Genomic DNA, 12,453 nt, shown 5'->3' on the forward strand with positions numbered 1-12,453 from the left:
TACTCTGGTTTGGCTATTTACAAGCCAACAAATACACTCTGGAGCAAGGCAAGCAAGGGTTTCTGTACATATTCGTGTTATCTGGTGTTATTGCGGCATTTTATACACTGATGCTGTTCTTAACGAACTAACGCACTTCAAATAAATAGCCAATCACTGTGTTGTAAAAAAAAGCCAGCATCTATGAAAGAGGCTGGCTTTTTAGTATTTACCGGTGTCACTGTTAGTCGCAGCGACAGCTTTTACGCAGCAGTGCTTATAGCGTCTGTGAGATAGTCACTTCTGCATTTGCGCGAAGCGCATCAATATATTGTTGATAAACGCGCTGGCCTTGTACCTGAGCAAGGCGCTGCTTCAGGCTTTCACCCAACTCATTCTCAAGCTCTGGTGCTGCGTTAACGTTTTCAAGCATAACAACAGCAACGTCACCGTTTACCGTTGTTGCAACATCAACTTTATCTTCGCCTTCAAGGGCAAGAGAGAAAAGCGTGTCAACGAGTGCACGTGCAAGTGTACCGCCCGCTCTCGGAACAGCAGCTGCTGTCTCCCAAGACACAGACTTTTCAGCTAGCTCGCTTTCAACGCTTTCTCCAGCACGCACTTTTTGTGCGATATCAAACGCCCAAGCTTCTGCAGCTTCTTTTGACTTTTCAGCCTTAACAGAGGCTTCGATGCCTTCGCGTACTTCTTCAAGAGATTGAGTACGCTGAGGCTGATGCTCAATAACACGCGCAACAACAACGGTTTCGTCGTCTAGTTCTATAATATCGCTATTAAGCCCTTCATCAATAAGTTCAGAAGAGAAAGCAACGTCTAGTAAACCAGGGAAGCTTAGATCAGCAGGTGCGGTGTTGCGACTAAATACCACTGACTCTTGCACAGGCAAATCAACCGCGTTCGCTGCATCTTCTAGCGTATCAGGTACTTCAAACGCAATTTCAGCTAACGTATTTTGAAGCTCAAAGTACTTTTCCATAGCCGCGTCATAAAGAAGCGTATCGCGAATCTCACCCGCTACTTCATCGAAAGATTTAACTTGTGCTTCTTTTAAGTCTGTTAACTTGATGATGTGAAAACCAAACTCGGTTTCAACTACGTCGGATACATCGCCAACATTTTGTAAAGCAAAAGCTGCTTCATCAAACGCTGGGTCCATCATTTCTGGCGTAATGAAGTCTAGGTCACCACCGTTTTCGGCAGAGAATGTGTCATCAGAGTTTGCTTCTGCAAGAGCCGCAAAGTCTGCACCGTTGTCGAGTTCTGCTTTTAATGATTCTGCTTTTGCTTTCGCTGCATCGGCATCATCGCCCGCTTCGATAAGAATATGAGAAACACGGCGCTCTTCTTCTTTGCCGTAGCTTCCCAGGTTATTTTCGTAGTACGTGCGAACCGCTTCTTCATCAACCGAAACGCGATCTTTCAAGTCATCAACACTTAACTTAACGTAAGCAAGTTTAACCTGCTCGTCAGTATCGAAAGAGGCGATGTTGTTATTATAAAAAGCTTCAACATCCGCATCTGTCACTTCGATTGAGCCGGCAAACTCATCAGAGCTCACTAGCACGTATTTCGCATCACGAGTTTGGCGCTGTAGCGCATTCGCTTGCTGTACTTCACCGTCCAACGCAAATGAAGAATTCGTTAGCGCTGCAGCCAACTGGTTTTGTGTCATTTGAACGCGCAGATAATCGCGGAAATCGGCTACTTGAAAACCGTTTTGACGAAGAATGGCTTGGAAACGTTCGTTATCGAACTGACCTCCAAACTGGAATTCAGGCATTTGTGTTATGGTTTCGCGAATTTGTTTATCACTTACGCGCAATCCCATGTCCGTCGCTTGTTGCTGAATTAATTTTTCAGCAATAAGTCTGTCCAGTACATTTCTTCTGAAATCTGCGAGGTATTGCTCACTAGAGAAAAGCTGTGCGATGCTTTCGCCGTATTGTGACTCCATTTGTGCACGCTGATTCTGATATGCACGCTCTAGTTCTTGTGCCGAAATTTCTTCGCCATTAACAGTAGCTACTGCAGTAGTACCTGATGATGTTAGGTAGCTACCTACACCTGCGAATACGAAACTTAAAACGATAAGCGCGATAATCGCCATCGCCCATGGGCCTTGAGAACCTTCTCTGATTCTTTCTAGCATGATTGTTCTTCAACTCCGTTGCTTACTACAGTTACCTCAAACCATCACAAATCCGTGAGTGCGAGATAAAATAAGCGCTGATTATAACCCAATGCTGCCGAATATAAACGACCAAAACACACTATTTGTACTGTCTTTCGTTAAGTTCGAACGTTGCGAGGACATGTATAAAACTCATCAAGCCTCGAAGGGTTATTTCTACTCTTAAAATATTGGGGTCAGAGTCATTACTCTGACCCCAATATTGAATTCTTTGTTTTAGAAATAAAAAAGGCGATGGACTAGCCATCGCCTTTTTCTATAATTTTTGTGCTTAGTTACAAGCGTCTTTCAGTGCTTTACCAGCTTTGAAAGATGGAACTTTCGCTGCTGAAATCTGAATAGTCTCACCAGTTTGTGGGTTGCGGCCACTGCGAGCTGAACGTTCGCGAACTGAGAAAGTACCAAAGCCTACTAGTGCAACTTGGTCGCCGTCTTTAAGCGCCGCAGTTACTGAGTCAGTGAATGCGTCAAGAGCGCGGCCAGCAGCTGCTTTAGAAATGTCTGCACCAGCAGCGATTTGGTCGATAAGTTGAGACTTGTTCACAATTATGATCCCCTTCGATTGTTATTATACTGTTTGTCCAAAACGATTTTGCTTGAACGTTATAGCAAGCTTGATTGTTAACATCAAGCTTCAGTCACAAATAATTAACTTTATTAATGAATCGCTGCAATCCCTTTTGTGGCAAGGCTTCAAGCGAATACCACTTAAAGGTAACACAACTTTTGCGACTTGAAAGCCCTAATTTTAAAAAAATCAGGTTTTCTTTCGCTCAATGCGCATTTTTTGTTCAATTATTGCAATTTTATAGCAAAAAAACGGCTACACGCCTTTAAAAACAAAGGATTGTAGCCCGTCGATTAAGTTATTTTTTAACCACCTTGACGCTTTCTACAGGTTCCTGCAGTGCAATATCAAGAACTTCATCAATCCACTTAACCGGATGGATTGATAAATCTTTCTTCACGTTGTCTGGAATTTCTTCCAAATCACGCTCGTTATCTTTTGGAATAACGACAGTTTTAATACCGCCTCGATGCGCAGCTAATAGTTTTTCTTTAAGTCCACCAATAGCAAGCACCTCACCACGTAGGGTGATTTCACCGGTCATGGCTACATCGCACTTCACAGGGTTACCCGTAAGTGACGAGACAAGTGCAGTGCACATAGCAATACCTGCGCTAGGGCCATCTTTCGGCGTAGCACCTTCAGGTACGTGCACGTGAATATCACGTTTCTCGTAGAAGTCATCGTTTATGCGAAGCTTTTCTGCACGACTTCTTACCACCGTCATAGCAGCCTTAATAGACTCTTGCATGACATCACCTAAAGAACCCGTTGATGTCATTTTGCCTTTGCCCGGAACCGACGTTGTTTCAATGGTCAGTAAGTCACCACCTACCTGCGTCCAAGCAAGTCCTGTAACTTGGCCAATTTGATTGTCTTTGTCCGCTTTACCGTAGTCAAAGCGTTGAACGCCAAGATAGTCCTTAAGGTTATCCTGTGTTACGACTACTTTGTCTTTGCTTTTCTTAAGCAAAATATCTTTCACGGCTTTACGGCATACTTTCGACACTTCGCGCTCTAAGCTACGGACCCCGGCTTCACGGGTATAGTATCGAATCATACCGATAACGGCAGAATCGGTAATTTCCAACTCCTTCGCTTTAAGCCCATTGCGTTCCATTTGCTTACCAATTAAATGGTTCTTTGCAATGTTGAGTTTTTCATCTTCTGTGTAGCCAGATAGACGAATCACTTCCATACGGTCAAGTAATGGGCCTGGAATATTCATGCTGTTAGAGGTGGCTACGAACATAACGTCTGACAGGTCGTAGTCGACTTCCAGATAATGATCACTAAAGCTATTGTTTTGCTCTGGATCTAGTACTTCAAGCAGCGCTGACGCAGGGTCGCCTCGCATATCTGATGACATCTTATCGATTTCATCAAGTAAGAAGAGCGGGTTTTTAACCCCTACTTTCGCCATTTTTTGAACTAGCTTACCTGGCAATGAACCAATGTAAGTACGACGGTGACCACGGATTTCAGCTTCGTCACGTACGCCACCTAGTGCCATACGCACATATTTGCGACCTGTCGCTTTAGCTATCGACTGGCCTAATGAAGTTTTACCTACACCTGGAGGACCAACAAGACACAGAATTGGGCCTTTTAGCTTCTTAACACGCTGCTGAACGGCTAAATACTCAAGAATGCGCTCTTTCACTTTCTCAAGGCCGTAGTGGTCTTCGTTAAGCACACCTTCTGCGCGGGAAAGATCTTTCTTAACCGGCGAGCGCTTGTTCCACGGCACGTTAGTCAACCATTCAATGTAGCTTCGAAGCACGGTAGCTTCTGCAGACATTGGTGACATCATCTTAAGCTTTTGAAGTTCAGCTTTCGCTTTATCTTCCGCTTCTTTAGGCATTTTAGCGTCGGCTATCTTTTTAGATAACGCTTCAAATTCGTCAGGTGCGTCATCCAGTTCACCCAACTCTTTCTGAATAGCCTTCATCTGCTCATTCAAGTAGTACTCGCGCTGGCTCTTTTCCATTTGCTTTTTAACGCGGGTACGAATTTTCTTTTCGACCTGCAGCAAATCAATTTCGCCTTCCATCAGCGCCATCAGATATTCAAGACGCTCATTGACGCCCTGCATCTCTAACACTTTTTGCTTTTCAGTAAGCTTAAGAGGCATATGTGCAGCCATGGTGTCGGCTAAACGAGGCGCATCTTCAATGCCATTTAGTGATGTCAGTACTTCTGGTGGAATTTTTTTGTTTAGCTTTACATAGCCTTCAAACTGAGAAACCGCAGAGCGAATAAGCACTTCTTGTTCGCTCTCATCAATCTCTTCATCAGTTAGTTTGTCTACATTAGCAACAAAGAACGGCTCTGATTGCTTATAGCTTTCAATTTCACCGCGTACACTACCTTCTACCAGCACTTTAACCGTACCGTCGGGTAGCTTTAGAAGTTGTAGGATAGTAGCAATAGTACCGACGGTATAGATGTCGTCCGCTTCAGGCTCATCTACGCCAGCGTCTTTTTGTGCTACTAGAAAAATTTGTTTGTCATTATCCATTGCCGCTTCTAGACAACGAATTGATTTCTCACGCCCAACAAATAGGGGTATGACCATATGCGGGTAAACAACCACGTCCCGCAAGGCAAGCACAGGAATTTCAATGCGATTTTCACGCTCAACTGTCATACTTGTTCTCAATTAGTTTGAAATGTCATTTTTATATGGGGATGCAAGAGCAAAGTTCAATCGAAACTTATTAAAGTGCGTTAATTCCTTAACCTTACCTTCCCTGCTCTAGGGCCTGTTGACCTTAGTATAACCATTATCGATTTTGCCTCGATTGGCAATACTAAACGCAAAAATCTAGTAGAAAGGATAGCGAGATTTGCTTTAACCGCTCAAAAATTACCCACTTTCAAGGTATACCCTTTGGTTAAACGTAGATCAGATTAGACAACGAAGTCTGAAACTTTGGCTGTTAAAAACAAAAAAAGGCCCTGAAGGGCCTTTTTTCACAAAACCAGCATCTATTCAGAGGCGGCTTTCTTTTCGTTGCTGTCGTAAATCAAGATAGGTTTTGATTCACCGCGAATAACGGTTTCATCAATAACAACTTTGCTCACGTCTTCCATTGAAGGAAGGTCGTACATAGTATCAAGCAGAACAGCTTCAACAATTGAGCGAAGACCACGTGCGCCTGTTTTGCGATCCATTGCCTTTTTAGCAATCGCGTTAAGTGCATCGTCACGGAACTCTAGCTCTACATCTTCCATCGAGAACAATGCACCATATTGCTTGGTGATTGCATTCTTAGGCTCGCGTAGAATTTGAATAAGTGCTTCTTCATTCAACTCTTCAAGGCTTGTTACTACCGGTAGACGTCCAATGAACTCTGGAATCAGACCATATTTCACTAAGTCTTCAGGCTCAACTTGCTTAAACAGTTCACTAATTTGTTTGCTGTTGTCTTTCGACTTAACCGTAGCACCAAATCCAATACCCGTGTCTTTTTGTGCGCGTTGCTCAATAACTTTATCAAGACCAGCGAACGCACCACCACAAATGAACAATATCTTGGACGTGTCAACCTGCAGGAATTCCTGCTGTGGGTGCTTACGCCCACCTTGCGGAGGAACAGAAGCAACGGTACCTTCAATCAACTTAAGCAGTGCTTGCTGAACACCTTCACCCGATACATCACGAGTGATTGATGGGTTGTCTGATTTGCGAGAAATCTTATCGATTTCGTCTATGTAAACGATACCGCGCTGCGCTTTCTCAACGTCATAATCACACTTCTGCAGTAGTTTTTGAATGATGTTTTCAACATCTTCACCTACATAACCCGCTTCTGTTAGCGTGGTTGCGTCAGCCATGGTGAATGGAACATCAAGCAGGCGCGCTAGGGTTTCCGCTAGCAGCGTTTTACCACTACCGGTAGGTCCTATTAGCAAAATATTACTTTTGCCAAGTTCTACGCCTTCGTGAACGTCGCCATTGCGCAAGCGCTTGTAGTGGTTATAAACCGCTACTGATAATACCTTCTTTGCATGTTCTTGCCCGATAACGTAATCGTCTAGGTGAGCATGAATTTCACTTGGTTTAGGTAAAGCGTCCTGCTTTTGCTTAGGCGCGATTTCCTTAATTTCTTCGCGAATGATATCGTTACATAACTCAACACACTCGTCGCAAATGAATACCGACGGGCCTGCTATTAACTTTCTTACTTCGTGTTGGCTTTTGCCACAAAACGAACAGTACAGTAGCTTATTATCACCGTCACCGCTTTGCTTATCACTCATTACTTTTGCCTCTGCCTTGCCTGAGCCGAAAACCGAAACGTGCTATGCACTGGCTCAGGTCTACTATAACTATACTACTTAGTTGCGGCTACGTCAGATCGATTTGCTAAAACTTGGTCAACAAGGCCATATTCTTTTGCCTCAGTTGCACTCAAGAAGTTATCACGGTCTGTGTCACGCGCGACTTTTTCATAGTCTTGACCAGTATGGTCCGCCATAAGGCGATTCAATTTCTCTTTAATAGACAGAATTTCTTTCGCGTGTATTTCAAAATCAGATGCCTGACCTTGGAAGCCACCAAGCGGTTGGTGAATCATTACGCGCGAGTTAGGTAGACAGTAGCGCTTACCTTTTGCTCCTGCAGATAGTAGAAATGCGCCCATGCTTGCAGCTTGGCCCATACATACTGTACTCACGTCTGGCTTGATAAACTTCATCGTATCGTAAATTGCCATGCCAGCAGTTACCGAACCGCCTGGTGAGTTAATGTATAAGAAAATATCTTTCTCTGGGTTTTCAGCTTCTAAGAACAACATTTGAGCAACGATGAGGTTGGCCATGTGATCTTCAACTTGTCCTACCAAGAAAATTACGTTTTCTTTCAATAGGCGAGAATAAATGTCGTATGAGCGCTCACCTTTAGAGGTTTGCTCAACAACCATAGGAACAAGTGCATTCATTGGGTCAAACGGGGTATTAGTCATAGCTACCTTGATTATCTAGCGTTAAAAACAAAAATGCTCGGAAGGCTCCGAGCATTTAAGCAGTTGCTGACAAGTAATGTCAATCAGACAGTAAAAAATTACGCCTGTTTGTTCATAACCTCGTCAAAAGCTTTAGTTACTTCGGTAACTTTTGCTTGCTCAAGAACCCACTCAATAGCTTGTTCTTCTAGTGCAACGTTCTGCATTTGTTGCATAAGCTCTTGGTTGTTGTTGTAGTAATCAACAACTTCTTGCGGATCTTCATACGCTGAAGCAGCAGTTTCGATCATCTCGTTAACTTTAGCTTCGTCTGCTTTAAGTTCGTTCTGCTTGATCACTTCACCTAGAAGAAGACCAATAGATACGCGACGTTTAGCGTTGTCAGTAAACAATTCAGCTGGTAGGTCTGGAAGGTTCTGACCACCGCCTTGCTGGCTGAAACGTTGCTTAGCTTGCTCGCGAAGTGCATTCACTTCTTGATCGATAAGCGCTTGAGGAATATCAATCTCGTTAGCTTCAACTAGCTTAGCAATAACGTCTTCTTTAACTTGCGCTTTTAGCGTTTGATTTAGTTCACGCTGCATGTTCTTACGAACTTCTGCTTTAAGCGCGTCTACTCCGCCTTCTTCAACACCGAATAGTTTAGCAAACTCTTCGTCAACTTTTGGAAGGTTTAGGCCTTCTACTTTCTTAACGGTAGTTTGGAAAACTGCATCTTTACCTTTTAGGTTTTCTGCGTGGTAGTCTTCAGGGAAAGTTACTTCGATAGTCACTTCTTCACCCGCTTTCGCGCCAACAAGTGGCTTTTCGAAACCAGGGATCATGCGATCTTTACCTAGCTCAAGAGCGAAGTCTTCTGCTTTACCACCTTCAAACTCTTCACCGTCGATAGAACCAACGAAGTCGATGATAACTTTGTCGTCTTTCTTCGCTTTACGCTTAACTTCTTTCCAAGTTGCGTGCTGCTTCTGAAGTGTTTCCATCATGTTATCTAGATCTTCGTCAGTAATTTCTACTACTGGCTTTTCGATTTCGATATCGCTAACACCTTTCACTTCTACTTCTGGGTAAACTTCGAAAGATGCTGTGAATTCTAGGTCTTGACCGTCTTCGTCTTTAGTCAGTTCAAACTTCGGCATACCAGCAGGCTGAATTTTTTCTTGAATCACTGCTTGGTAGAAGTTTTGCTGCATAACATCGCCAGCAACTTCTTGGCGAACAGCTTGGCCGAAACGCTTTTTGATTACGTTTACAGGAACTTTACCTGGACGGAAGCCGTTGATGCGTTGTGTTTTCGCCAATTGCTGTAGACGTGACTTAACTGCTGAATCAACCGTGTCAGCTGGAACGGTGATAGTAAGACGGCGTTCTAAACCCTGGGTCGTCTCGACTGAAACTTGCATTATGTTACCTCAACTATACGCCTTTACAGGCGTTTTGTTCTCAATCCCCTCTCCCGTCATGCAAGAGTTGCATATCACTCCGGGGTAGAGGTCGTTATTCGACGTTTATAAAATCAAAGTTAGGACACGAAATTGTGTCAAAAAGCCAACCTGAAACAAACGTACTGGTTAAAAAAAGACGCGGTAGTATACAGCCGCATACCACAAGAGTCGAGAGGCAAACACAAGTTTGTAACAACCATTTGAACGCATTTTGACCAAATAGCGAAACTAATAGCCTAAATAGCGAAAAAGACGGAATTTATGCGAATTTATTGAGCAATGATTAAAGAGGAGAGAAAGATAATGGTCGGTGAGACAGGATTTGAACCTGCGACCCCTTGTACCCAAAACAAGTGCGCTACCAAGCTGCGCCACTCACCGACAGATATATCTTTTTGAAAAGCCCTGCGAGAGCTTTAAATATGGTGCGGAAGGAGAGACTTGAACTCTCACGCCGTGAAGCACTGGAACCTAAATCCAGCGTGTCTACCAATTCCACCACTTCCGCGAAAAAGTGGGGTGGACGATGGGACTTGAACCCACGACAACCGGAATCACAATCCGGGGCTCTACCAACTGAGCTACGCCCACCACAGTAATCCTGTTCAGTCTTATGTGTGAATTGATAAACACATAAGCGCCTACCGAGCTGTCAGGATCTTACATAGCTACTCGGTAGTTAAAGTCGACTCATACCCTAGCACATAGATGATTTATCACTCTTGGCTAGAAGTATTTACTGAACCGAAGAAAGCATAAATGGTCGGTGAGACAGGATTTGAACCTGCGACCCCTTGTACCCAAAACAAGTGCGCTACCAAGCTGCGCCACTCACCGACTGGAATGCTTACATTAAGCTTTTGATAAAGCTTGAAAATATGGTGCGGAAGGAGAGACTTGAACTCTCACGCCGTGAAGCACTGGAACCTAAATCCAGCGTGTCTACCAATTCCACCACTTCCGCAAAAAAGTGGGGTGGACGATGGGACTTGAACCCACGACAACCGGAATCACAATCCGGGGCTCTACCAACTGAGCTACGCCCACCATAGGGTGTGTTTGCAATTTACACGCTTTATTTTAGCAGTGTAAATACGAAAATTCAGCCTTGCTATCAGGACCTACCTGACTCGCATGGCGCGCCCGGCAGGATTCGAACCTGCGACCCACGGCTTAGAAGGCCGTTGCTCTATCCAGCTGAGCTACGGGCGCTTGGCGAATCTTCGCTGCAAAAAGTGGTCGGTGAGACAGGATTTGAACCTGCGACCCCTTGTACCCAAAACAAGTGCGCTACCAAGCTGCGCCACTCACCGACTGTCGTACCGACCTTAAAGCGTTAGCCTCTGTGCCGTTACGGGGTGCGAATATTACTGACATCCCCCCACCTCGTCAAACACTTTTTTAAATAAAATCATCAACCGCTCACAAAGCATCCATTCTCACGTTTTTTTGAACAATTACCCTTGTATTTACCTGTTTTTAGCCTAGGTTTGCGCTTCTTTTAAGGGTAAGCATCAGGCTTTCCATTAACGGTTGTTTACGTTGAACATTTGTGGTGAATAATTGCAGAATAATAACTACTAGAGTATTAGTCCTATTTTATGAAACAATATAGGGCACTTGTTGACCACCCAACCATATAAGAATCGTACAAGACTATGACCGCCCATCTTATTGACGGCAAACTAATTGCCAAACAAGTTCGCCAACACGTAACCTCCTATGTTGAATCGCTTACGCAAGCAGGTAAAAGACAACCAGGCCTAGCCGTTGTCCTTGTTGGCAGTGATGCAGCTTCTCAAGTTTATGTTTCCAATAAACGTAAAGCGTGCGAAGAAGTGGGGTTCGTTTCTCGCTCTTTCGACCTTCCTTCTGATACTACAGAAGAGACCTTGCTAAATTTAGTGGACGAGCTAAACGAAGATAAAGAGATAGACGGAATTCTGGTACAGCTTCCTTTACCTGCAGGGTTAAATGCAGAAAAGGTACTTGAACGTATTCACCCTCATAAAGATGTCGACGGATTTCATCCATACAACATTGGCCGCCTTGCACAGCGTATTCCTGCACTACGTCCCTGCACGCCAAAAGGCATCATGACCATGATAGAGTCAACCAAGCGCCCTGTAAAAGGCTTAGACGCGGTCATTGTGGGTGCGTCGAACATTGTGGGGCGCCCTATGAGCCTGGAACTGCTTTTAGCAGGCTGCACCGTTACTACCTGTCATAAGTTTACTCAAGACCTTAAAAGTCACGTTCAACGTGCAGACCTACTGGTAGTCGCGGTAGGTAAACCGAACTTTATTCCTGGTGACTGGGTAAAACAGGGCGCGATTGTCATTGATGTAGGTATTAATCGCGTTAATGATGGTTCACTTGTTGGCGATGTTGATTTCGAAAAAGCGAAAGAGCGCGCAGGCTGGATAACCCCCGTTCCAGGCGGAGTTGGGCCGATGACAGTAGCCAGTTTGATAGAGAATACGCTGGAAGCTTACGTAAAATATCATTCTTAAAGCACAAATAGTTCAATCAAAATGTTAGGCAGAAATCAAATTTCTGCCTTTTTGTTTTATACTCCCCTCACGTTGAACACAGACTCAAACTGACCTACACCTTTTATGGCAGAACCAACATCTCCTTTATGGGAACAGCACGTAATTGATGCAACGCTTAAATGGGTTGACGACATTGTGATAATGCACAACTTTTGTCCCTTTGCGCGCTATGTAAGAACACCTCACCAAATTCGGTGTGTGGTAATTGAGGGCGATGCGGGAAATGTCGTTCAATCGCTATACAATGAGTTGCGGCATTTAGAAGAGAATGACACCACCGCTACAACACTAATTGCACTCACGCATTCAACCCTTGCTGATTTCAACGAATATCTCGATGTATTGGCTATTAGCGATAATATGCTGCACGACTGGGGATACAGCGGCACTTACCAACTTGCCAGCTTCCACCCCAATTATGTATTCGACGGTAGCGACGTAGACGATGCTGAAAACTATACCAATCGTTCACCCTACCCGCTTTTGCATTTGATTCGTGAAGCTGATATCACACGCTACATGAAGAAAGAAGAAGATGCCGAAAAGATATTCAGCCATAACATTGAAAAAGCACGGACGCTTGGGTGCCCTTATTTTGAGGGCGTGTTAGACACGCTGAAAAAAGATAAGCCCGCTCGATAAAACACGGGAAGCTTACCTTTTTTGTACAATGTAAAAAACACGCACTAAAAAGAGAATAAGCTCGTGATGCGAGCAGGCCTAA

The 12,453-nt window shown here is 44.2% G+C and carries 8 protein-coding genes and 8 tRNA genes; 2 read left to right on the forward strand and 14 right to left on the reverse strand.

Annotation, left to right across the window (positions count from 1 at the left end):
• Positions 1 to 256: 256 nt before the first annotated feature.
• From BZA03_RS15340 to BZA03_RS15405, 14 genes are all read right to left on the reverse strand, one after another.
• Positions 257 to 2,149 carry a SurA N-terminal domain-containing protein gene (locus tag BZA03_RS15340; protein ID WP_049586561.1) on the reverse strand — a complete coding sequence of 631 codons (1,893 nt, stop codon included), beginning with the start codon at positions 2,147 to 2,149 and terminating at the stop codon, positions 257 to 259.
• A 313-nt stretch (positions 2,150 to 2,462) separates the two neighbouring features.
• The gene (gene hupB / locus BZA03_RS15345; RefSeq protein ID WP_012518978.1) at positions 2,463 to 2,735 is read right to left on the reverse strand and encodes a nucleoid-associated protein HU-beta; all 273 of its coding nucleotides are present in this window, start codon (positions 2,733 to 2,735) and stop codon (positions 2,463 to 2,465) included.
• A 322-nt stretch (positions 2,736 to 3,057) separates the two neighbouring features.
• Positions 3,058 to 5,409 carry an endopeptidase La gene (gene lon / locus BZA03_RS15350; RefSeq protein ID WP_039228334.1) on the reverse strand — a complete coding sequence of 784 codons (2,352 nt, stop codon included), beginning with the start codon at positions 5,407 to 5,409 and terminating at the stop codon, positions 3,058 to 3,060.
• A 341-nt stretch (positions 5,410 to 5,750) separates the two neighbouring features.
• Positions 5,751 to 7,025, reverse strand: a complete 1,275-nt coding sequence (gene clpX / locus BZA03_RS15355) for an ATP-dependent protease ATP-binding subunit ClpX (protein WP_014950146.1) — start codon at positions 7,023 to 7,025, stop codon at positions 5,751 to 5,753.
• Between the two features lie 74 nt (positions 7,026 to 7,099).
• Complete coding sequence (clpP, locus tag BZA03_RS15360) at positions 7,100 to 7,729, reverse strand: ATP-dependent Clp endopeptidase proteolytic subunit ClpP (RefSeq protein ID WP_014950147.1); 630 nt, start codon at positions 7,727 to 7,729, stop codon at positions 7,100 to 7,102.
• Positions 7,730 to 7,827: 98 nt separating this feature from the next.
• Positions 7,828 to 9,132: a trigger factor gene (gene tig, locus BZA03_RS15365; protein WP_014950148.1), complete on the reverse strand. Its 1,305-nt coding sequence runs from the start codon at positions 9,130 to 9,132 to the stop codon at positions 7,828 to 7,830.
• A gap of 346 nt (positions 9,133 to 9,478) precedes the next feature.
• A tRNA-Pro gene (locus BZA03_RS15370) sits at positions 9,479 to 9,555 on the reverse strand.
• 42 nt (positions 9,556 to 9,597) lie between these two features.
• Positions 9,598 to 9,682: transfer RNA gene (locus tag BZA03_RS15375), tRNA-Leu, on the reverse strand.
• Positions 9,683 to 9,689: 7 nt separating this feature from the next.
• Positions 9,690 to 9,765 (reverse strand) — tRNA-His (locus tag BZA03_RS15380).
• Between the two features lie 169 nt (positions 9,766 to 9,934).
• Positions 9,935 to 10,011, reverse strand: a tRNA-Pro gene (locus BZA03_RS15385).
• 42 nt (positions 10,012 to 10,053) lie between these two features.
• Positions 10,054 to 10,138, reverse strand: a tRNA-Leu gene (locus BZA03_RS15390).
• A gap of 7 nt (positions 10,139 to 10,145) precedes the next feature.
• Positions 10,146 to 10,221 (reverse strand) — tRNA-His (locus tag BZA03_RS15395).
• Between the two features lie 88 nt (positions 10,222 to 10,309).
• Positions 10,310 to 10,386, reverse strand: a tRNA-Arg gene (locus BZA03_RS15400).
• Positions 10,387 to 10,410: 24 nt separating this feature from the next.
• Positions 10,411 to 10,487 (reverse strand) — tRNA-Pro (locus tag BZA03_RS15405).
• Positions 10,488 to 10,832: 345 nt separating this feature from the next.
• On the opposite strand from BZA03_RS15405, the gene folD reads away from it, so the two are divergent.
• Entirely contained in the window at positions 10,833 to 11,687 is an 855-nt protein-coding gene (gene folD / locus BZA03_RS15410) for a bifunctional methylenetetrahydrofolate dehydrogenase/methenyltetrahydrofolate cyclohydrolase FolD (RefSeq protein ID WP_014950149.1), read from the forward strand.
• A 105-nt stretch (positions 11,688 to 11,792) separates the two neighbouring features.
• A complete protein-coding gene (locus BZA03_RS15415) occupies positions 11,793 to 12,371 on the forward strand; it encodes a DUF1415 domain-containing protein (protein WP_110289227.1) in 579 nt (192 codons plus the stop codon).
• Positions 12,372 to 12,453: the final 82 nt, after the last annotated feature.

Source organism: Alteromonas sp. I10, from assembly GCF_003201515.1.
GTDB classification, from domain to species: Bacteria; Pseudomonadota; Gammaproteobacteria; order Enterobacterales; family Alteromonadaceae; genus Alteromonas; species Alteromonas macleodii.

Bases quoted from the DNA above. Each gene is read 5' to 3' on its own strand.
- BZA03_RS15340 (WP_049586561.1), bottom strand. From the start codon at position 2,149: ATGCTAGAAAGAATCAGAGAAGGTTCTCAAGGCCCATGGGCGATGGCG.
- lon (WP_039228334.1), bottom strand. From the start codon at position 5,409: ATGACAGTTGAGCGTGAAAATCGCATTGAAATTCCTGTGCTTGCCTTG.
- clpX (WP_014950146.1), bottom strand. From the start codon at position 7,025: ATGAGTGATAAGCAAAGCGGTGACGGTGATAATAAGCTACTGTACTGT.
- clpP (WP_014950147.1), bottom strand. From the start codon at position 7,729: ATGACTAATACCCCGTTTGACCCAATGAATGCACTTGTTCCTATGGTT.
- tig (WP_014950148.1), bottom strand. From the start codon at position 9,132: ATGCAAGTTTCAGTCGAGACGACCCAGGGTTTAGAACGCCGTCTTACT.
- folD (WP_014950149.1), top strand. From the start codon at position 10,833: ATGACCGCCCATCTTATTGACGGCAAACTAATTGCCAAACAAGTTCGC.
- BZA03_RS15415 (WP_110289227.1), top strand. From the start codon at position 11,793: ATGGCAGAACCAACATCTCCTTTATGGGAACAGCACGTAATTGATGCA.